Below are 22,931 nucleotides of genomic sequence, written 5' to 3'. Positions count from 1 at the left end.
GCAGAGGCAGGACTGGGACCGGCTCGCCCCCGGGCAGCGCGAGCGCCTGGAGCAACTCGGCCTACGCCCGCTGCCGGCGGCCGAAAAGCCCGCCGCAGCGCGGGGCAAGCGGACGGGCGCCGAAGCGAGCGCGGCGTTCGAACGCGGCATCACCGCACTCGCCCAGTACATCGAACGCGAAGAACGCACCGTGGTGCCGAGGGGCTGGGGCGAGGACATGCCGGACGGGACGGTGGTCCGGCTTGGGGTATGGCTCTCCAACACCCGCACCAGACGCGCCGGACTCAGCGCAGAGCAGCGCAGCCGGCTCGCCGCACTCGGTGTCGACTGGGCGTAAGGGAAACCCGCATGTTGGGCCGAGCAGGTCTGCGGCTGCGTGACGGTACTGCGCTGCGTTGTTGCCACAGTCGTCCATGACCGAGGCCGGCCCGGCCTCGCCCCAGGCCGATCCGATCGTGGCGGCCGTCACTGCGCACGACGCGCACTTCCTCGGCCCGTCTCGCCGTCGGCCGGTGACTCGGCTGGGGAGCGTGAACGATCCGTGCTGGGAGCGGTACCTCCGGATGCCCGGAGTGCCTGACTCTGGTGTACGACGGGTCCGTCGAGGCTCAGAGTGTCCGGACACGGCGTTGACAAGGCGTTCACCGGGCATCAGGGGGCGGACGCGGTCGGCGTCGGGTGGGAACGCTGCCGTATAGGATCAGCTGATGAGTGCCCCGGTTGTACTTCAGGTGGCCCCGTCGCCGGCCTTTCCCGCTCTCGTTCTTCGCCCTTGGCGCACGGAGGATGTTGCCGCATTGGTCGAGGTCAGCCGGGATCGAGCACTACGCCGGTGGGCGAGTTCCGGCATCGACAACGATGCCGACGGGACACGCTGGGTGCAGGCTCAGCAGCAGGGCTGGGCCGCGGGTGACCGGTTCGGCTTCGCCGTCCTTGAGGTGCAAACCGGCTCGGTTCGCGAACAGTTGGCGGGCAACGTGGTCCTCAAGGATGTCTCCTCCGGCAAGCCGGCGGCCGAAGTGGGCTATTGGACCGCGGCGCACGCGCGCGGGCGGGGAGTGGCCTCCCGCGCTCTGGAGGCCATCACCAACTGGGCCTTCGACACCTTCGAAGCCGACGGGCTGGAGCGTCTCGAACTCCTGCATCAGGTCGACAACCTGGCGTCGTGCCGGGTCGCGCAGAAGAGCCGCTACGACTTCAGCACCCTCCTGCCCGCAGCACCCCCCGACTTCCCCCTCGATGGCCACCTGCACATACGGACGCGAAGCACCTGACGTCATCCGGCTTCCGCGGACAGGCTGACGCTGCTCACGCCAGCAGGGGCCCGGGCATTCGACGAGACGGCCGAGGCGTCCATCGCGGCGTGCACCGCCGTCCTCGGGTCGCCGGACGAGCTGCGGCCGGGGGAGCGCCGCCCGCGCCGCCGAGCAGCGGGCTTGGGCGCGCGGACGGTCAGCAGACCACGTGGCTGCGGCGTCGCCGGTTCGGCCCGCACCCCGTGGTCGGGCGGCCTCAGGACAGGGGCGTCGGTCTGCGGGGCGGGGGAACGGCGCGCAGGAGTTCCCACAACGGGCGGGAGCCGGCTGCCCAGAGGGCCAGGGTGTGGCGGTCGACGATGTGGAGGCGCTGTTGTCGGGCGAAGGCGACGGCCGGGGCGGTGACGCGTCCGTTCGTCACGATCACGGCGACGTCGGCGCCGTGGACCTGGCGGGCGGTGCCGTTGAGGACCTGGAGGTCGGGGGTCCCGACGGCGGAGCCGGCGAGGCCGTCGCGCCGGTGCTTGCACTGCACCACCCAGCGGCGCCCGTACGGGTCGGTCGCCTTCACATCCGCGCCCAGGTCCCCGCGGCCGCCGACCCGCTGCGCGTCCTGGCAGCCGTCGCGGCGCATCAGGTCGCGCACGGCCTCCTCGAAGCGGGTGTGGTGCAGGGCGTCGAGCTGGGGCATCCCGTAGCGCAGGCCCTGCGCCCGGACCGCTTCCCAGCGGGCTCGTTGCTGCTGCTTGTGGAGCAGGCCGCCGCCGGCCAGGGCGGCCAGCACCCCGACGGCGATGAGGATCCACCAGTTGGTGAGCAGCCAGTTCACGACGGCGACGACCGTGGCGGCGGCCAGCGCGCCGCCGGCGAGGAAGAGGATGAGGCGGTCGTCCCGGCGCCGACGGCGTTGTGCGCGGATGGCGGGTGGGCGCCGCCGCGGCGGGCGCCTCGTGGGGGATGTACGCCGTGCGGCAGGTGTTCGCCTGCGCGGGCGGGGGCTCACCGGGCAGCCTGCGTCGCGCCGGTGGTGAGCTGGCCCAGGACGTCGGCGATCCCCTCGCCGACCGGGGTCGGCGCGAGCAGGATGCCCAGGGCGAGGACGATGAGCACGGTCATCTTCTCGTCGAAGCGGCTGCGCGCCTGGGTACGGCGGCGCAGCCGGATGACGACGATGACTGCGAGCAGCACCGCCACGTTGATGGTCACCAACTGTCCAAGCCCCCGGATCCAGGATCTGTACGGGAACGGCACAGTGCCCTCCCCGGCCCTCCTGTGTAGCGGGACGGCGATCACGCCGGCAGGAGAATGCCGACCAGTGGCACAAAGCCGCCCGTACCTGGCCGACTTCGCGGGCTTGCCGAGCCGTCGATCGGCTGAGCGGGGTGCCCGTGTCCGCAGGTTCGTTCGGATCGCTGCACGAGTGGGGGCCATGGGTGCTGTGATGGCGTCATGCGGCCTGAGCAGTGTGTGACCCGGAATCACATCGGGGTGTGGCATGCACGTGTGCTGCCGTCCGGGCCGGAACGGATCAGGTTGGGGACGGTGCTGCTCGGCTCGCTTGTGCCGATCCTGGTCTGGGCCGGCGTCGGATGTTTCGTGTACTTCGTCTACAACCCGCTCGTGGCGGCGGTGCTGGGCGGGCTCTTCGTGTTGTCGTTCGGGGTGGGCTTCGTGCTGCGACGGAGGGGGCGGCACTCGGTTCGCTGCAGCGTCTACGGTGCGCTGGGCGGAGTGCTCGACAAGTCCATGAACGGGTTCTGAGGCGGACCGGTGAGGTGCGGGCAGCCCCTCGTGCATGACCCCGGCGCACGCCGGTGAGGGCCCGCGCCGGGTGGCGGGTCAGGGGTGCGCTTCTGTGGCGAGAAGGTCTCGTGCCGCGGAGGTGATCCGGTCGCGTATGTGCTGCCGGTCCTGAGGCCGACCGCTCGACAGGTCGCCTGGTCTCGCGAGGTCGACGACGGGCTGCAGTGCGTCGGGGTAGTCGAGTTCGGCTGCGGCCTCCTCATGGATCAGCTTGGCTCCGTGCACGGGATCGAGTCGGCACGCCACGATCTGGCCGGCCCACCACCGGGCCGCGGTCCAGCGTGCCTCGGCGAGATCTTCCGGGGTGAGCGGCAGCAGTCCCCGTTCTTCCAGCACCAGGGCGAACAGCTCGCGGGCCTGGGGGTGTTCGGTGCGCGCGAGGCCGGCCAGGAGGGGAAGCGAGGGAGACTCGATGCCTGCCAGCAGGGCGTCCAGGCCCAACTGGACCAGCCGGGCGTCGGAGGGGCGCTGCCAGGGTGCCGTCGACAGGTCTGCGGCGGCCATGCGGATCAGACTGGTCGCTGCCGCCGCGTCCACGCTGTACCCCTCTCGCGCTCATTCCCCAGGGGAAGTCCTGTCACCGGGAGCCGGGGTCGGCGCTGCGGGGGTGGTGGCCGGGCACTCGATGAGGGGAAGGATACGGGGGTGACCTCCTTCGCGGACGGACCGCTTGCTGCCGACGGCCGGGGCAACCACCTGATCTCGTTCACCCGGGGCGGCGAGGCGGCACCGCCGCAGGACGCGCCGGTGCAGGCGGCGCTGGTCGCTCTGTGGCGGGCCGGCCGGGTCCTGGTGGTCTTCGATCGGTACCGCCGGTCCTGGGAGCTTCCGGGAGGAGGCATCGAGGAGGGGGAGACCCCTCGCCGGGCCGCCGCGCGCGAACTGATGGAGGAGAGCGGGCAGCAGCCCGAGGGACCGCTGCGGTTCGTCGGCTACGCGCGGTTCGTGCTGGCGCCCGACCAGCGGGTCGAGTACCTGGCCCTGTACACGGGGTCCTGCACCGTGACCCGCGCCTTCGAGCCCGGCGAGGAGATCGCGGCCGTACGCTGGTGGGACCTGCGCGAGCCCCTCCCGGGGCGTGTGCAGCCCCTGGACGCCTACCTCGCGGCTCTCACACGGGAGGAGTAGGGCCTCCGGCCGCCCGCTCCCGGAGCGGGTGCTCCGGTCCGCTGAACTACGCCTCGTTGCAGGGTGGTTGCTCGGCGCGGTAGTGTGCATCCGACGCAGCTCCGCTTTGCGGGTGCTGTGCTGTCCTACCACTGGAAGTCTGCAACTACGACGTCGCCCGACCTCGGTCATCCGACTGAGGCTCTGCCGGTCCGCCCGGCGGATCTGCTGGAGATCACCTTCAGGTGAGGTGTGTCTCCGATCAGAGGTCGTCAGCAGACTCGGGAGGACAGTATGTCTACGTGTCACACCCCATGCGCGCATCCGGTGCGTGACCTTGTCACGATCGCCCTGTGCGCCGCCCTCGTGGCACTCGTGGCAGTCATCGTCACCATGGCTTTCAACGGCTCGGCACTGGCCAGCTGCAAGGCGGGCGGAACGGCGTTCATAGCCGTGGCCACCGTCGGGCTCGTCGCCCTTCAACACCTGAAGAGGCACGCGGAGTAGGGATCGCGGGGGGGCGGCTCGTCAGAGGCCGCCCCCGAAGTACCGGGCTGGTGTCGCGGCCTGCCGGCCGCGTCGACCACATACCCGGCCGTGCGGTGCCGGAGTCCAGCGTCCGTCCCGTGCGGTGCGGTGCCAGAGTCCAGCGTCCGTCAGGTGCGGTGCCAACCGCGGGCGCGCGTCGAAGTCCGGCACACGGACCCACAGCAGATCCGCGACGAACCGCTCGGCCCAGGAACCGCCCGGGTGCGGGGTGGACCCCGCGCACCCGGGCCCGGGCAGGCAGGCGTCAGGTGGCGCGGGGGATGGCGTCCATGAGCTCGGCCGCCATGGCCCGGGGGTTCTCCAGCGGGGCTGCGTGCGTGCCCTCGATGGTGCGGTGGACGGTACGGGCCCGGGTCCTTTCGTGCCAGGCGTGGAGCGTTCCCCCCGGGAGGACGGGATCGTCGGTGGCGGCGACCGTGGTGATGGGGATGTCGAGCGGCTCGCGGTCGGCGGTCGCCAGGAATGTGTGGTGGTCCCTGGCAAGTTCGGCGTCGGTCCGGAGGTTGACGAGGTACGACGCCAGGAGTTCCTCATCGGCCAGAAGCGTGTCGGGGAGCAGACCGCGCAGCGCCTCCGCCGCCTGCGTGGTGGCGCCCGGTTCCAGGACCGCTCCCAGCTGCTGGAGGTCGTCCAGCTGGGAGGGCAGCTCCGTGCAGGGGGCTGGCGCGCACGCGGGCACGAGGGCGACGGGTGCCCCGTCACCGCCCGGCCCGAAGCGGTGTGCGACCTCCCAGGCCAGCAGGGCGCCCTGGCTGTGGCCGTAGAGGACCGTCGGCAGCTCCGGGAGTCCGGTCAGGGCCTCCGCGATTCCGTCGGCCACGTCCGTGATGCCGGACGGGGACGGTTCCCCGGTCCGTTCCTCCCGGCCGGGCATCTGGACCGCCACGAGTTCGACGTCGTCCGCCAGGTGGCGGATCAGGGGGACGTGGGAGTCCGTGGTGCCACCCATGCCGGCGAACGCGACGATCCTGGCGCGGGGGGCCGTGCCGGGCTTGAGCACGCGCAGCCAGGCGGGATCACCGTCGTCGGCGGCGGGCAGTCCGGGAGCGCCGGTCGTCTCCGTCAGGAGGGCGTCGGCGACGCCGAGGGCGCCGCCCCTGCCGAGGATGACGTGCGGTGCGATCCGCACTCCCGTGCGCCGTTCGAGGTTCGCCCGCATCCGCACGGCCGCCAGCGAGTCCATGCCGAGCTGCTGGAGGGGCTGCAGGACGGGGATGTCGGCGGGGGCGTCGCCCAGCACCGCTGCCGCTTCGGTGCGCACCAGGTCCAGGAGGGTCTGCCGTGCGACGTCCGGACCCGCGCCGTTCAGCTCACGGAGCAGTGCCGCGGTGCTCCCGGGCACCTCCCCGGAAGCCGTCGCGTCGGTGCCCTCGGCGGCGGACCGGCCGGTGCCGGGCCGGACCGCCGCGAGTGCGGGAAGAAGTTCGGCCAGGCCCTGGAGCGCGGACTCGGAGGCGTCGGTCCCCAGCACGTCGGCGATGCGCCGCACCTGTCCGCTGCGGACGGCGTCCCAGAAGGCCTCCTCGGTCCGGGAAGCGGACGCCGGCCGCGTGGCGGGTGCCTCCAGCCAGTGGCGCCTGCGCTGGAAGGCGTACGTCGGGAGGTCCGCGACGGGGGCGGGCTCCCGGCCGAGGGCGAGCGGCCAGTCGACCTCGCAGCCGTGGACGTGCAGGGCGGCGAGGCCCTCCAGCAGCCGGGCGCGGTCGCCGCGCCCGCGTTCCAGGGTGCCGACGACGACCGCGGGCCCGCTCCCCGCGGTCAGCGGCATCCCGAGGACGGGGTGCGGACCGATCTCGACGAACACGTCGTGGCCGGTGTCCTGAAGCCGCCGGCGGGCGAGGTCGAGCCGGACGGGTTCGCGCAGGTTGCGGCACCAGTACTCGGCGTCGAGGGAGCGGCCGTCCAGCAGGTCGCCGGTCACCGTGGAATAGAAGGGGATCGACGCGGGCCGGGGCCGCAGCCCGTCCAGTGCGGCCCGGAGCGCCGGCAGCAGGGGGTCCATGAAGCGGCTGTGGGAGGCCACGGGGGCATCGAGCCTTCCGCAGGCGATGTCCGCGTCGTCGAGTGCGGACAGGAGTTCCGTCACCGGGCCCGCGGCGCCCGAAACCGCCACCGAGCCGGGGGTGTTCACGGCCGCCACGGAGATCTCCCCGCCGAAGGGGGCGATCCACTTGTGCACCTCGTCGAGGGGGAGTTCGACGACCGCCATCGCGCCTTCTCCGGCGACCTGGCGCAGTGCGCGGCTGCGGAGGCAGACGACGCGGGCGCCGTCCTCGAGGCGGAGCGCTCCGGCGACGACGGCCGCGGCGATCTCGCCCTGGCTGTGTCCCACGACGGCCGACGGCCGGATGCCCAGTTCCTCCCAGGCTGCCGCCAGCGACACGTACATCGTGAAGAGCAGGGGCTGAAGGACGTCGAGGCGGTCCTCGGGGCGCTCCTCGCCGCCACGGCCTTCCAGGACGTCGAGGACCGACCATCCGGTCAGCGGCCGCAGCGCCGTGTCGCAGCGCCGGACCGAGTCGGCGAACGCCTGTGACTGGAGCAGCAGTTCGCGGCCCATGCCGGGCCAGTCCGCGCCCTGGCCGGGGAAGACGAACACCGTCCGGCCCCGCGGTGCGGCCGTGCCGCGCAGCACCCGCAGGTGGGAGCGGTCCTCGGCCAGGGCCGTCAGCCCTTCGACCAGTCCGGTGACGCTGCGGGCGGTCACGCTCGCCCGCTCGGCGAAGTGGGTGCGCCGCTCGGCCGCCGTACGCGCCACGTCCCGCACGCTCAGTTCGGGGTGCTCACGCAGCCATGCCGCCCATCGTCCGGCCTGCTCGGCGAGGGCCGCCCGGTCGCGGCCCGACACGACGACCGGGTAGCCGGTCGCGGTGTGTTCGGGGGCGGTGTGTACGGGTTCGGGTCGTGCGGGGGCCTCTTCGAGGACGATGTGGGCGTTGGTGCCGCCGATGCCGAAGGAGGAGACCCCGGCCCGGCGCGGGCCTGCGCTCTCCCAGGCGGTGAGCTCGGTGTTCACCCGGAACAGGCTCTCGTCCAGACCCATGCCGGGGTTGGGACGGGAGTAGTGGAGACTGGGCACCAGCGTCCGGTGGTGCAGACACAGCGCCGCCTTGATCAGACCCGCGATCCCCGCGGTCGTGTCGGTGTGACCGATGTTCGTCTTCACCGACCCGATCACGCACGGCTCCTCACGCGTGGAGGCGCCGAACACCTCCTGCAGCGCCTGGATCTCCATCGGGTCACCGATCGCCGTCGCCGTCCCGTGCGCCTCGATCAGCCCGATCGACGCCGGCTCCGCACCCGCCGCGGCCTGCGCCGCCGCGATCACCCGGCTCTGCCCCGCGACACTCGGCGCCATGAACGCCACCTTGTCCGAACCGTCGTTGTTGACCGCACTGCCCCGGATCACCGCGTAGACCGTGTCACCGGCCGCCACCGCGTCCGACAGCCTGCGCAGCACGACCACACCGACGCCGTCGCTGCCGACGGTGCCGTCGCCGTCGGCGTCGAAGGCCCGGCAGTGGCCGTCGCGGGAGACCACGAGCCCGTCCTGGTGCAGGTAGCCCTGCTCCAGCGGGAAGGTCAGCGAGGAGGCACCGACCAGCGCGATGTCGGACTCGCCGCGCAGCAGGCTCTCCCGCGCCAGATGCGCTGTCACCAGACCCGTCGAACAGGCCGTCTGCACCGTCATCGCCGGGCCGGTCAGGTCCAGCTTGTGCGCCACACGCGTCGCGACGAAGTCGTTGCGGCCACCGATCATGGACCGGTAGAACGACGACAGATCGGTGACCTCACCGGTGTGGTAGCCGCCGTTGCCCGTCCCGCCGAAGACGGCGATGTCGCCGTCGAAGGCCGCGGGAACGATCCCCGCGTGCTCCAACCCCTGCCACGCACACTCCAGGAACAACCGGTGCTGAGGATCGATCGTCTCCGCCTCCGCCGGCGAATACCCGAAGAACGACGCATCGAACAGATCCGCACCCTCCACACACCCCTTCGCCCGCACATACGCCGGATCCGACACCAACTCCTCCGCAACACCCGCCTCCCTCAACTCCTCCACCGAGAACCGCCGGATCGACTCCACACCACCCCGCAAGTTCTCCCAGAACACCCCCACATCCCCAGCACCCGGAAGACGACACGCCATACCGATCACCGCAACCGGCTCATCCACCACCCCCCGCACACGAACCGCCGGCACCGGAACAGCACCCGGCACCACCCCGCCCAGCCGCCCCTCCAAGAACTCCGCCAACCGCCCGATCGTCGGATGCCGGAACACCTCCGCCAGCGGAAACTCGACCCCCAACTCCTCACAGATCAACCGATGCGCACGCGTCGCCGTCATCGACGTCGCACCCAGATCGAAGAACCCCCGATCCGGATCCAGACCCCCCACACCACCCAGAAGCCCACCCCACACCCGCAACAACACCCCACGCACACCAGCCGGATCCGGAACAGACACCACACCCGGCACAGGCGTCGAGTCCGTGCCCGAGTCCGTGCCCGTGTCGTCGTCGGCGGGCAGCCGGGTCAGCGCGAGACGGTCCACCTTCTCGTTCGGCGTATGCGGCAACGACTCCAGACACGTCACCCGCCGCGGACGCATCACCGCCGGCAGACACCGCTCCACACACGCGAACACCGCCCCCGACACATCCCCGCCCACCACCGACGGCACCACGAACACCTGCACATACGCATCACCAGGCACGTCCTCACGCACCACAGCCGCGCACTCCAGCACCGACGACAGCCCACCCACCACCGCCTCGATCTCACCCAGCTCGATCCGATGCCCCCGGATCTTCACCTGATGATCCACACGACCGCAGTACTGCAGACTCCCGTCACCCCGATACCGCACCACATCACCAGACCGGTACATCCGGCCACCCGGCTCCACAGCCCACGGATCAGCGACGAACCGCTCCCCCGTCAACTCCCGACGACCCAGATACCCCCGCGCCACACCCCGCCCACCGATCCACAACTCCCCCCGCACACCACGCGGAACACACCGCCCCGCACCATCCAGCACATACAGACGATTACCGCGGATCGGATCGCCGAGCGAGACCTCACCGGGTTCGACGTCCCACGTGGTGGACCAGACGGTCGTCTCGGTGGGTCCGTAGATGTTGGTGACCCGGCCGCACAGGTCGATGAGTCGCTGTGCAAGGGCGCGGTCGAGGGCTTCGCCGCCGACGATCATGTGGTCGAGCCCGGCGATCAGGGCCCGCCCGTCGGCGTCGGCCAGGAGCATCCGGGCCAGCGACGGGGTGCACTGGAGGTGGGTGGGCGCGTGGCTCCGGTGCGCGGCCCAGTCGGCGACAGAACCGTCGGCGACGACGACCCGGTAACCACGCGTCAGCGTCCACAGCAGTTCGACCGTGGAGATGTCGAAGGAGGGGCTGGTGACCGCGAGCCAGGTGTCGCCGGCGCCGCGCCCCACGCGTTCGTCGACTGCGTCGCAGAAGTTGGCGAACTGGGCGTGCTCGATCATCACGCCCTTCGGCCTGCCGGTCGAGCCGGAGGTGTAGATGACGAAGGCGAGGTCGGTCGGTGAGGGCTGCGAGGACGGTTCTTCGGCCGGGGCGGTGGCGCCCGGGCGGCCGGCGGTGTCCCTCGGATCGTCCACGGTGACGGTGTTCACGGTGGCGGGGTCGAAGTCGCCCACGGTCTCGGGACGCGTGATCACGATCCGCAGACCGCTGTCCTCCCGCACATGCCGCAACCGCTCCACCGGATACGCAGGATCCAGCGGCACATACGCACCACCCGCCTGCCACACGGCCAGCATCGCCACCACCGTCTCCGCCGACCGCGGCAGATGCACACCCACCAGCACCTCACGCCCCACACCCAGCGCCCGCAACCGACCCGCCAACACCACTACCGCGTCCCACACCTCCCGATACGTCAGATCACGCCCACCATCCGACAACGCCACCGCACCAGGCACCGCACCCACCCGCGCCCGCACCCGCTCCAGCGCCGACACCACCGGAACCACAGAACCGGCCGACTCAACCGAACCGACAGACCCGACGCCGGACCCGACGGACCCGACAAGCCCACCGGACCCCGCAGACCCGCCCGGAAGAGGCACCTGCCCCCCACGCACGGCAAGCCACTCCCGCTCCCCGGCACCGAGAAGATCCAGATCCCCCACAGCCGTCCCCGGCTCCGCCACCGCAGCCGACAGCAACGTCCGGAAGTTCTCCACCAGACGCTCCGCCGACGCCCGGTCCAGCACATGCGACTGGAACTCCAGCTCACCCAGCAACCCGCCACCCGCACCCCGCGCGACCAGGGTCAACCCCAGCTCGAACTTGGCGGCGCCGCGCACGTTGCCCGTGACGCTGTCCGGGGTGCTGCCGGTCAGGGGGTGCGCCCGGACGCGGGTTTCCGGCCCTTCGTCGCCGTCGGGGCCGGTCGCGGAGTCGGGGCCGTCGGCGAAGCCGGCGCCGAGGTAGTTGAAGGCGGCGCGGAAGAGCGGGTTCTCGTCGGCCGTGCGGTCGACGGCCACCGCGCGGACGAGCTCGGTGAGCGGTACGGCCTGGTGCTCCAGTGTGCCGCGGATGCGGGGCTGCATGGTGGTCAGGAGGTCCCGGAACGCGGGATCCCCGCTCAGGTCGCACCGCAACGGCAGCGTGTTCGCCAGGAACCCCACCGTGTCCGCCGTATCCGCCCGACGATTCGCCCAGATCGTCCCCACCGCAAAGTCCCACTGCCCGCTGTACCGGGCCAGCACCACCGCGAACGCACTCACCAGCACCGTGTACGGCGTCACCGACGCCGCCACCGCCAACTCCTCCACACCACGCCGCAACCCGTCCGACAGAACGAACCCGACCGTCCCGTCAGCCGACCCCGCACCGTCCGCACCGCCCACCGGCTCGCAACCGTCCACCAGCTCCGGCAACTCCAGACGAGCCACCCCCGCCAGCTCACCCGCCAGGAACGCCACACCCTCGGCGAACCCACCCTCCTCCACCCGCGCACGCTCCCACCGCGCCCAGTCACCCAACTGGACACCCACCGCACCCGCCACCGGAACACCACCCGCGGCAAACGCCTCACACGCCACGAACAGATCACGGAACACCACACCCGCCGACCACCCGTCGGTCACCGCATGGTGCATGACCACGGAGAGGATCTGTTCGCCGGCGGGGGTCTCGATCAGCAGGCAGCGGAGCAGGGGGCCGCCCAGCAGCTCGAACGGGGTGAGCTCGTCGTCCCGCAGGCAGGCGGCGAGGTCATCCTCCGCTGCCCGGGAGAGGTCGATGTGGCGGAACGGGAGGTCGGGGGTGGCGTCGACGAGCTGGACGAGTTCACCGTCGCGCAGCCCGAGCCGGGTGCGCAGCGCCTCGTGGCGGTCCATCACCCAGCCCAGGGCACGGGCGAGCACCTCGGGGCTGATTGGCTGGTGCAGGCGCATCCGGTGCACGGCGTTGTACTGGGGCGTTCCCGGGTCCAGCTGTTCGAGGAACCACAGGCGCCGCTGGCCTTCGGTTGCCGGGTGGACGTCGCGCTGCGCCGCGCGTTCCACGGCCGGCCCGGCGGGGGCCGGAGCCGCCTCGGCGAGGATCTCGAGGAGGTGACGCGCCACGGCCTCCGGCGTCGGGTGCTCGAACGCCAGGCCGGACGCGAGCAGCAGACCGGTGGCCTCTTCGAGGCGTCCCGCCAGCTCCAGGGACATGAGGGAGTCCACGCCGAGTTCGCGGAACGTGCGGTCGGTGTCCGCCGTTTCGCCGCGCCCCGTGCCGAGGACGACGGACAGCTCGTGGCGCACCAGTTCGTCGAGGGCGGGGAGGCGCTGCTCGTCCTGCATGGCGAGGAGGCGGGTGCGCAGCGGGGGTGTGCCGGAGGCGGTTCGCTCCGTGCGGAGGGTGCGGCGGGTGCCGACGAGGGTCCGCAGGACGGCGGGGAGTTCTGCGCCGTCGTCGATCGCGCGGCGCATGGCGGCCACGTCGAGTTCGACGGGGACGAGGTGGGGTTCGGGCCGGGAGAGGGCGAGGTCGAGGAGGCGGAGTCCTTCCGCGGCGGTGAGGGCTCTGATGCCCTGGCGGTTCATCCTGGCGAGGTCGGCGCGGCCGAGTGCGGCGGTCAGGCCGCCGCCGGTGGGCTGCCACAGGCCCCAGGCGAGGCTCGTCGCCGGCAGTCCTTCGGCATGGCGGTGCGCGGCGAGGGCGTCGAGGAAGGTGTTGGCTGCCGCGTAGGTGCTCTGGCCGGCGCTGCCGAGGACTCCGGCGGCCGAGGAGAAGAGGACGAACGCGGAGAGGCGCAGGCCCGCTTCCCGGGTCAGCTCGTGCAGGTGCAGCGCTCCGGCGGCCTTGGGTGCGAGGACGCGGTGCAGGCGGTCGGTGTCCTGCGTGGCGAGCAGGCCGTCGTCGATGGCGGCCGCCAGGTGGAAGACCGCGGTCCAGGGGTGGTCGGAGTCGGCGGCCGCGAGGACGCCGGCGAGGTCCTCGCGCCGGCTGGTGTCGCAGGCCATGACGCGTACGTCGGCGGCTCCCGCCTCGGTCAGTTCGGCGATCAGGCCGGCGGCGCCCGGCGCGTCCGGGCCCTGCCGGGAGGTGAGGACGAGCCGGCGTGCGCCGTGGACCGTGACGAGGTGCCGGGCGAGGGTGCGGCCCAGTTCGCCGAGTGCTCCGGTGATCAGCACGGTGCCGTCCGGATCCGGTGCGGGGGGTGCGGAGAGGGTGTCGTCGTCGGCGGGGCCCGCGGGGGTGAGCCGGGCGGCCCGCGGTTCGCCGTCCCGTACGGCGATCTCGGGTTCGCCGGCGATCTCCAGGGCCCGGCCCAGGGCGGCGGTGTCGTCGAGGCCGCCGTCGATGTCGATCAGGCGGATCACGCGGTCGGGGTGCTCGTTGCGTGCGGACCGGACCATGCCCCACAGGGGTGCGTGCGCCAGGTCGTGGACGCCGTCGCCGGCGTCCACGGCTCCTCGCGTCACCCAGATCAGTTCGGTGTCGGCGAGGAGGGGTTCGGCGGTCAGGCGCCGCAGGGTGTGCAGGGCGTCCTCGGTGGCCGTCCAGGGGCCGCGGCCGGTGGGGGCGGTCGCGTCCACCACGAGGCGGCCGGGGGCGTCGGTGCCGTGCGCGAGCCGGTCGAGCAGGGTGTCGACGTCGGGGAAGTCCGTGCCGCCGAGGACGGCGACGGTCCGGCCGCGCCGGATCGCGGGGTCGCTCAGAGCGGTGAACCGGAGGCGGTACAGGGGGGTCGGGGCGAGGGCGGCCCGCAGCTGGGCGGGGGTGACCTCGCGCAGCAGGAGCCGTGCGGAGGCGACGGGTGTTCCGTCCGGGCCGGTCAGCCGTATCCGGGCGGTGGCGGTGGCGGCGTCCCAGCGGACGTGGACGTGTGCCCGTGTCGCGTTCGCGGTGTGGAGCCGGACGTCGTGCCAGGCGAACGGGACGCGGACCGCGGCCCCGGCTTCCGTGCCGCCGGTGAGCGGGGCGGCGGCGTGCAGGGCGGCGTCCAGGAGGGCGGGGTGCAGCACATGGCCGCGGGGCGAGAGTCCTTCGGGCAGCTCGACGAGGCCGTACGCCTCGTCGCCGTGCCGCCGCAGTTCCCTCAGTCCCTGGAAGGCGGGCCCGTAGCGCACTCCGCCGTCGCGGAACCGCTCGTACAGGGTGTCCGTCGCGAGGCTGTCCGCGACGGCCGGTTCCGGGGTGTCCGCCGCCCGCGGACCGGTATCGGCGTCAGCGGTGGTGTCGTGGTCTGCGGTGTCCAGGCGTCCCTCGGCGTGCAGTCGCCACGCGGCCGGACCGGACGTCTCCGGACGGCTGTGCAGGGTGAGGTGCCTGCGCCCGCCGGTGTCCGGGCCGATCCTGACCTGGAGGCGCACCGCTTCGGTGAGCACCAGCGGTTCGGTGATGGTGAGTTCGGCGATGCGGGGTCCTTCGGTGTCCGGGCCGGAGGCGACGGCGCCGGCCGCGGCGGCCACGACGTCCAGGAGCGCCGCTCCGGGGACGACGACGGTGCCGAACAGTTCGTGGTCGGCGAGCCAGGTGCTGCGGCTCGGGTCGATCCGGCCGGTCAGCAGGTGCCCCTCGTCGGGGGCGAGGGCGATCCGGGCGCCGAGCCAGGGGTGCGCGGGTGTGCCGTCGAGGCCGGCGGTGCGGACGTCGCCGGCGGCCGCGGCGGACGTCAGCCAGTAGGGGCGGCGCCGGAAGGCGTACGGGGGGAGCGGGACGAGCCGGCCGTGGGCGTGGCCGGGCAGCCGGTTCCGGTCGAGCGGCTGGCCGCAGACGTGGAGGTGGGCGAGGGCGGTGAGGAGGGTGGGGACCTCGGCGGCGGGCTCGCCGCGCCGCATGCTGGGCACGAAGCGGGCGTCGGCGAGTGTCTCGGCGCCGGTGGCGGTCAGCACGGCCTCGGGGCCGCATTCGAGGAACCGGGCGATGCCGTGGGATTCCAGGGTCCGCAGGGCGTCGCCGAACCGGACGGTCTCGCGTGCCTGGCGCACCCAGTGGTCCGCGGAGCGGACGCCGGTGCCGGGCGGGGTGTCGGTGCCGGCCCAGGCTCCGGTCAGGGCGTCGACGAGGGGGACGCGGGGTGCGTGGAACGTGCAGGTGGCCGCGGTGGCGGCGAACTCCTCGAGCACGGGGTCCAGGTGAGCGCTGTGGAAGGCGTGCGAGACCTTGAGCCGGCGGGTGCGCCTGCCGTGTCCGGCGAAGTGGCGGGCGAGCGCGAGGACGGGCTCCTCGTCGCCGCTGAGCACGGTCTGCGACGGGGAGTTGAGGGCGGCCACGCAGACGCCGTCGTAACCGGGCAGGACGTCCAGGACCTCGGCCTCCGAGGCTTCGACGGAGACCATGGCGCCGTCGGTGCGGCAGGACTGCATCAGGCGGCCGCGGGCGACGACGAGGCGTGCCGCGTCCGCGAGTGTGAGCACGCCGGCGACGTGTGCGGCGGCCAGCTCTCCGACAGAGTGGCCTGCGACCGCGTTCGCGGTGACGCCCCAGGTCTCCCACAGCCGGTAGAGGGCCGTCTCGAGGGCGAAGATGGCGGGCTGCGCGTACTGCGTCCGGTCCAGTCGCCCGGTGCCGTCGCCGAGAACGATCTCGGCGAGTGAGCCGTCCAGGTGCTCGTCGACGGCCGCGCAGGCGGCGTCGAAGGCCGTGCGGTACGCCTCGAAGTGCGCGTACAGGCCGCGTCCCATGGCCGCCCGCTGGCTGCCCTGTCCGGTGAAGAGGACTCCCAGGCCGCCCTTGGCGGCGGTGCCCGTGACGACGGCCGGGTGGGAGGTGCCGAGGGCGAGGGCGCGCAGGGCGGTCGCGGTCCCGGCGGTGTCGGTGGCGAGGACGGCGGCACGGGTGTCGAAGCGGGTACGCCGGGCGGCGGTGGCGGCGACATCGGCGAGCGGTGTCGCCGGGTGCTCGTCCAGCCAGGCGGCCCAGTGGCCGGCCTGGGCGCGCAGCGCGTCGTCCTCCTGGGCGCTGAGCAGGACGGGGACGGGGGCCGGCGCCGGTCCGTCTCCGGTTCCACGGGGGTGCGGGGGGTGGGTGGGTTCGGTGTCGTCGGTCTCGGGGCGGGGGGCTTCCTCGATCACGGCATGGGCGTTGGTCCCGCCGATACCGAACGAGGACACACCCGCCCGACGCGGCCGCGCCGCATCCCTCGGCCACGCACGCGCCTCACCCAGCAGATGCAGACCACTGCCCTCCCAGTCCACATGCTCACTGGGCACCTCGGCATGCAACGTCCGCGGCAGACACTCGTTCTCCAACGCCAGCACCATCTTGATCACACCGGCCATCCCCGCAGCAGCCTGCGCATGACCGATGTTCGACTTCACCGACCCCAGACACAACGGACGCCCCGCCTCACGCCCCGGACCGAACACCGCCGCCAGAGCACCCGCCTCGATCGGATCACCCAACGACGTACCCGTCCCATGCGCCTCCACCGCATCCACATCACCCGCCACCAGACCCGCCGACACCAGAGCCTGCTCCACCACACGCTGCTGAGCAGGACCGTTCGGCGCCGTCAGACCATTGCTCGCACCGTCCTGATTCACCGCCGTACCCCGCACCAGAGCCACCACCGCACGCCCGCTCCCACGAGCCGACGACAACCGCTCCAGCACCAGCACACCGACACCCTCGGAGAACGCCGTACCGTCCGCACCCGCACCGAACGCCTTGCACCGCCCGTCCCCCGCCAGCCCCCCGTGCACACTGAACTCCTCGAACAGCCCCGGCGTCGCCATCACCGACACACCCGCGACCACCGCACGCTCCACCTCACCCGACCGCAACGCCTGCACCGCCTGATGCAACGCCACCAACGACGACGAACACGCCGTGTCCACCGTCACCGCCGGACCCCGCAACCCCAACGTGTACGACACCCGACCCGACAGCACACTCGGCGAAATACCCGTCATGACGTGGCCCTCGACTCCGGCACCGGTGGCGTCGGTGTCGGTGCCGTATCCGGACGGTGAGGCTCCGATCCAGACGCCGGTGTCGGTGTCGCGCAGGTCGTGCGCGTCGATCCCGGCACGCTCGACGGCCTCCCAGACCGCCTCCAGCACCAGACGCTGCTGGGGATCCATCGCCAGCGCCTCACGCGGACTGATCCCGAAGAACGCGGCGTCGAACCCACCCGCCCCCGCCACGAAACCGCCGGACCGCGCATAACCACCGCTGCCCGCGGCGACCTCCCACCCCCGGTCGTCCGGGAAAGCACCGATCGCGTCACCGCCCTCCGCGAGCAGACGCCAGAACGCCTCCGGCCCCCCGGCCCCCGGGAAACGGCAGCTCATCCCCACGATCGCCACCGGCTCACAGGCCGCCTCCCGCGCCGCGGGCTCGGCAGGGGCGTGGGCGCCCGGGGCGTCGGGCACCGGGCATTCGCTCCGCAGGCGCCGTGCCACGGCCTCGGGGGTCGGGTGGTCGAAGACCAGGGTCGTCGGCAGGCGGAGTCCGGTCGCCGTGCCGAGCCTGTTGCGCAGTTCCACGGAGAGCAGGGAGTCGAAGCCGAGGGATTTGAAGGCCGCGTCGGGGGCGACCTCGTCCGGGCCGGGGTGCCCGAGCACCGCGGCGGCGTGGGAGCGCACCATGCGCAGTACGGTCTCGTCCCGTTCCTCCTCGGGGACGCCGGCGAGGAGGGCGGCGAGGGAGGGCGCCGCGTCCGCCTGGGGGGCGGGTCCGGCCGCTGCGGGGCGGCGGGGTCCGGGGCCGGTGAGTGCGCGCAGGGCCGGCGGTACGGCGCCGGCGGCGGCGCGCAGGGCGGTGGTGTCGAAGCGGGCGGGTACGGCGACGGCGTCGGGGAAGTCCCAGGCGGCGTCGAGCAGGGCGAGCGCCGTGTCGGTGTCGAGCGGCAGGACGCCCGAGCGGGCGAACCGTGCGTGGTCGGTGTCGGCGAGTCCGGCGGTCAGACCGGACTCCTGCGCCCACAGACTCCACGCCAGCGACTGCCCCGGCAACCCCTCCGCACGACGCGACTGCGCCAGAGCGTCCAGGAACACGTTCGCCGCCGCATAGTTCGCCTGACCCGCAGCACCCAGCACACCCGACATCGACGAGAACAACACGAAAGCCGACAGATCCAGCCCCCGCGTCAACTCATGCAGATGCCACGCCCCGTCCACCTTCGGACGCAGCACCGACTCCACACGCCCCACCGACAACGACTCCACCAGACCGTCGTCCAGAGCACCCGCCGCATGCACCACCGCACCCAGCGCACGCTCCGCACCCACCGACGCCAGCAGACCACCCACCGCACCACGGTCCGACACATCACACGCCACCACCCGCACCGACACCGCACCCGCGGCCTCCAGCCCCGCCACCAACTCCGCAACCCCCGCCGCCGCACCCCCACTCCGCGACACCAGAACCAGATGACGCACCCCATGACGCACCACCAGATGACGCGCCACCACACCACCCAACGTCCCCGTACCCCCCGTCACCAGCACAGCCTCCGACGGATCGAGGAGCGGCGCGGACGGGGTGCCGGCGGGCGCGGCGGGTATCAGGCGCGGGGTCAGGACGAGTCCGCCGTGCAGGGCGAGCTGTGGTTCCTCGGCGAAGGGGAGCGTGTCCAGCGCAGTTCCGAGGGATCCGGTGGAGTCGAGGTCGGCCACGGCGAAGCGGCCGGGGTGCTCGGTCTGGGCGGAGCGGATCAGGCCCCAGACCGCCGTCCCGGGCAGGTCGTCGATTCCGGCGCCGGCACCGTCGGCGACCGCGCCGCAGGTGAGCAGGACGAGCGTGGTGGAGTCGAAGCGGCGGTCGGCGAGCCAGGCGTGCAGCAGGTCGAGGGCCTGCCGGGTGCGCCGGAGGGCCGCCTCCGGGACGGTGCCGGGGTCCTGGCCGGGCTGCGGGGTGCAGGGCACGAACACCAGGTCCGGTGCCTCTCCGCCGGCGTCGATGGCCGCTGCGAGGGCCTCCGGGCCGTCGTACCGTTCGTAGCGTGCCAGCTGGGCGTACGGCCCGCCGGTTCGCGGTGTGTCACCGGCGGCGCCGGGGACGAGGCTCGTGAGGACGGCGCAGCGGGCGGCGGCCGGGGCGCCGGCCGCCGGTGCCGGGGACCAGACGAGGCGGTGCAGGCGTGCCGGGCCGTCCTGCGAAGCGGCGGCGGCCGGCACGGGGCGGAGCACGAGGCGGCCGACCGAGGCGACGGGCCGGCCGTCGGCGTCGGTCGCCGTCAGGGAGAAGTCTCCGTCGGGCAGGCGCCTCACGTGGACGCGCAGGGCCGTCGCGCCCGTCGAGTGCACCGCGACCTGCTGCCAGAGGAACGGCAGCCGGACGGCACCGTCGTGCTCGCCCTCGCGGTGGAGGAGTCCTGCCGCCTGGAGGGCCGCGTCCATCAGGGCGGGGTGCAGCCGGAACCCGGTGCCTGCGGTGAGGCCGGGCGCGGCGGGGCCGAGGCGCACCTCGGCGAAGGCCTCGCCGTCGAGGAGCCAGGCGGCGCGCAGGCCCTGGAAGGCGGGGCCGTAGCCGTAGCCGAGTTCGGCGGCGCGGGTGTAGTGGTCGTCGACGGCGAGGGGTTCGGCGCCCTCGGGGGGCCACACGGCCGTGCCGGAGGCGGGCTCGGTGGTGAGGGTGCCGGAGGCGGGTTCGGCCGCGGGGTCGGTGGTGAGGGTGCCGGAGGCGTGGCTCGTCCACGGTGTGTCCTCGGGGGCGCCGTCCTTGCGGGAGAGCACCTCGACGGTGCGGATTCCGGGGGCGGCGGGCGCGTGGACGCGGACCTGGAGGCGGGTCGGGGTGTCGTCGAGCGGGAGGGGTGTGTGCAGCGCCAGTTCGTCGAGGTGGTCGTGTCCGGTGCGTGCGGCGGCGTGCAGGACGAGTTCCAGGAAGCCGGTGCCGGGGAGCAGGACGGTGCCGGCGGCGCTGTGGTCGGCGAGCCAGGGGTGACTGCTCAGGGAGAGCTCGCCGGTGAGGACGGTCTCGCCGGTGCCGGGGGTGGTGACGGCGGTCGTGAGGAAGGGGTGGCTGCCGGCGTCCTGGCGGGTGGTGCCGGCGGTGGGCCGGGGCGGCAGCCAGTAGGTCCGGTGCTGGAAGGCGTAGGTGGGCAGCGGGAGGGTCTTCGCGCCGGCGAACAGGGGCCGCCAGTCGATGCGGGCGCCGTGCGCGTGGACCTCGGCGAGAGCGCGTACGAACTCCTCCGGTCCTCCCTGGCCGCGTCGCAGGGTGCAGACGGCAGCCGCCTGGGTCTCCGTCTCCTCCAGGGTCTCCAGGACTCCGACCGACAGGAGAGGGAGCGGGGAGACCTCCAGGAAGCAGGTGTGGCCGTCGTCGAGCAGTGCGCGGGTGGTCTGGTGGAATCGCACGGTCTCGCGGAGGTTGCGGCTCCAGTAGGCGGCGTCGAGTTCGCGTCCGTCGATGCGGGTCGCGGTGACGGTGGACCAGAACGGGATGTCGCCGCTGCGCGGCCGCAGGTCGTCGAGGGCGTCGGTGAGGCGGGGCAGGAAGCGGTCCATGTGCGGGCTGTGCGAGGCGCAGCCGGCGGTGAGCCTGCCGCAGGGCACGTCCTCGTCGTCGAGTACGTGCAGCAGGTCGTCGACGGCGTCGGCGTCGCCGGCCACCACGACGGAGCGGGGCGAGTTCACGACGGCCACGTGCACGGGTGCGCCGAGGGCGGCGATGCGTTCCCGTACGGCGTGCTCGGGCAGGTCGACGAAGGCCATCTCGCCGCCGCGGGCCTCCTCGTGGAGGACGCGGCTGCGCAGGGCGACGATGCGGGCGCCCTCGTGGACGGTGAGGATGCCCGCGACGACGGCGGCGGCGACCTCGCCCTGGCTGTGGCCGACGACGGCGTCCGGGTGGACGCCGAGCGAGCGCCATACGGCGGCGAGGCCGACGTACATGGTGAACAGCGCGGGCTGGGCGATGTCCATGCGGTCGAGGGGGTGTGTCTCCGCGGGCAGTTCGCCGCGCAGCAGGGCTGCGACGGACCAGCCGGTGAGGGGTTCCAGTGCCGTGTCGCAGGCGCGTACCGAGTCCGCGAACGCCGGGGAGTGTTCCAGGAGCGCCGTGCCCATCCCGGTCCACTGGGTGCCCTGGCCGGGGAAGACGAACACGGTGGCGGGGGTGTCGGCGGCGGTGCCGGTCACGGTGCGGGCGGCGGGTTCGCCGTCGGCGAGGGCGGTGAGCGCGGCGTGGAGTTCGGCGCGGTCGGAGCCGAAGACCGCGCCCCGGTGGGTCAGGGCGGCGCGGGTGGTGGCCAGGGAGAGGCCGAGGTCGGCGGGGTCGGTGTCCGGGTGGTCGTGGAGGTGGTCGGCGAGCCTGCGTGCCTGGGCCCGCATCGCCTGCGCGGTGTGTCCGGAGATCACCCAGGGGACCGTCGTGGTGCCCAGGGGGTGCGGGGGGTGGGTGGGTTCGGTGTCGTCGGTCTCGGGGCGGGGGGCTTCCTCGATCACGGCATGGGCGTTGGTCCCGCCGATACCGAACGAGGACACACCCGCCCGACGCGGCCGCGCCGCATCCCTCGGCCACGCACGCGCCTCACCCAGCAGATGCAGACCACTGCCCTCCCAGTCCACATGCTCACTGGGCACCTCGGCATGCAACGTCCGCGGCAGACACTCGTTCTCCAACGCCAGCACCATCTTGATCACACCGGCCATCCCCGCAGCAGCCTGCGCATGACCGATGTTCGACTTCACCGACCCCAGACACAACGGACGCCCCGCCTCACGCCCCGGACCGAACACCGCCGCCAGAGCACCCGCCTCGATCGGATCACCCAACGACGTACCCGTCCCATGCGCCTCCACCGCATCCACATCACCCGCCACCAGACCCGCCGACACCAGAGCCTGCTCCACCACACGCTGCTGAGCAGGACCGTTCGGCGCCGTCAGACCATTGCTCGCACCGTCCTGATTCACCGCCGTACCCCGCACCAGAGCCACCACCGCACGCCCGCTCCCACGAGCCGACGACAACCGCTCCAGCACCAGCACACCGACACCCTCGGAGAACGCCGTACCGTCCGCACCCGCACCGAACGCCTTGCACCGCCCGTCCCCCGCCAGCCCCCCGTGCACACTGAACTCCTCGAACAGCCCCGGCGTCGCCATCACCGACACACCCGCGACCACCGCACGCTCCACCTCACCCGACCGCAACGCCTGCACCGCCTGATGCAACGCCACCAACGACGACGAACACGCCGTGTCCACCGTCACCGCCGGACCCCGCAACCCCAACGTGTACGACACCCGACCCGACAGCACACTCGGCGAAATACCCGTCATGACGTGGCCCTCGACTCCGGCACCGGTGGCGTCGGTGTCGGTGCCGTATCCGGACGGTGAGGCTCCGATCCAGACGCCGGTGTCGGTGTCGCGCAGGTCGTGCGCGTCGATCCCGGCACGCTCGACGGCCTCCCAGACCGCCTCCAGCACCAGACGCTGCTGGGGATCCATCGCCAGCGCCTCACGCGGACTGATCCCGAAGAACGCGGCGTCGAACCCACCCGCCCCCGCCACGAAACCGCCGGACCGCGCATAACCGCCGCCGCCCGCGGCGACCTCCCACCCCCGGTCGTCCGGGAAGGCACCGATCGCGTCACCGCCCTCCGCGAGCAGACGCCAGAACGCCTCCGGCCCCCCGGCCCCCGGGAAACGGCAGCTCATCCCCACGATCGCCACCGGCTCACAGGCCGCCTCCCGCGCCGCGTCGAGGCGGCGGCGGGTGTCGCGGAGTTCGAGGGTGACGCGCCGCAGGTAGTCGATCAGCT

Annotated in this window: 8 protein-coding genes and 1 pseudogene; 5 read left to right on the top strand and 4 right to left on the bottom strand. The window is 73.0% G+C overall.

The window, feature by feature from the left end; genetic code table 11:
* The coding region (locus tag IAG43_RS33840; protein WP_187744967.1) for a helicase associated domain-containing protein at positions 1–337 on the top strand (337 nt) is incomplete at its 5' end.
* Positions 338–707: 370 nt separating this feature from the next.
* On the top strand, positions 708–1,274 hold the full coding sequence (locus IAG43_RS33835) for a GNAT family N-acetyltransferase (RefSeq protein ID WP_187744966.1): 567 nt from the start codon (positions 708–710) through the stop codon (positions 1,272–1,274).
* 238 nt (positions 1,275–1,512) lie between these two features.
* On the opposite strand, the gene IAG43_RS33830 is transcribed toward IAG43_RS33835, so the two are convergent.
* A complete protein-coding gene (locus IAG43_RS33830) occupies positions 1,513–2,175 on the bottom strand; it encodes a restriction endonuclease (RefSeq protein ID WP_425508664.1) in 663 nt (220 codons plus the stop codon).
* Between the two features lie 80 nt (positions 2,176–2,255).
* Positions 2,256–2,465 (bottom strand): hypothetical protein, encoded by a 210-nt coding sequence (locus tag IAG43_RS33825; RefSeq protein WP_187744964.1) that lies wholly within the window; start codon positions 2,463–2,465, stop codon positions 2,256–2,258.
* A 279-nt stretch (positions 2,466–2,744) separates the two neighbouring features.
* On the opposite strand from IAG43_RS33825, the gene IAG43_RS33820 reads away from it, so the two are divergent.
* Positions 2,745–3,017 carry a hypothetical protein gene (locus IAG43_RS33820; RefSeq protein ID WP_246574847.1) on the top strand — a complete coding sequence of 91 codons (273 nt, stop codon included), beginning with the start codon at positions 2,745–2,747 and terminating at the stop codon, positions 3,015–3,017.
* 78 nt (positions 3,018–3,095) lie between these two features.
* On the opposite strand, the gene IAG43_RS33815 is transcribed toward IAG43_RS33820, so the two are convergent.
* On the bottom strand, positions 3,096–3,563 hold the full coding sequence (locus tag IAG43_RS33815) for a hypothetical protein (RefSeq protein WP_187744962.1): 468 nt from the start codon (positions 3,561–3,563) through the stop codon (positions 3,096–3,098).
* 141 nt (positions 3,564–3,704) lie between these two features.
* Between IAG43_RS33815 and IAG43_RS33810 the strand changes: the two genes are divergently transcribed.
* Both IAG43_RS33810 and IAG43_RS33805 read left to right on the top strand, forming a co-directional pair.
* Positions 3,705–4,187 (top strand): NUDIX hydrolase, encoded by a 483-nt coding sequence (locus IAG43_RS33810; protein ID WP_246574846.1) that lies wholly within the window; start codon positions 3,705–3,707, stop codon positions 4,185–4,187.
* Between the two features lie 306 nt (positions 4,188–4,493).
* Positions 4,494–4,673, top strand: a complete 180-nt coding sequence (locus IAG43_RS33805; protein ID WP_187744961.1) for a hypothetical protein — start codon at positions 4,494–4,496, stop codon at positions 4,671–4,673.
* Between the two features lie 286 nt (positions 4,674–4,959).
* Here the strand turns inward: IAG43_RS33805 and IAG43_RS35075 are convergent.
* A pseudogene (locus IAG43_RS35075) lies at positions 4,960–22,920 on the bottom strand (amino acid adenylation domain-containing protein); the annotation flags it as partial.
* Positions 22,921–22,931: the final 11 nt, after the last annotated feature.

Origin of the sequence: Streptomyces genisteinicus (genome assembly GCF_014489615.1) — a bacterium.
Taxonomy (GTDB): Bacteria; Actinomycetota; Actinomycetes; order Streptomycetales; family Streptomycetaceae; genus Streptomyces; species Streptomyces genisteinicus.
Note: the sequence above shows the minus strand (reverse complement) of the source record. Positions and strands in the feature narration are given on the sequence as shown.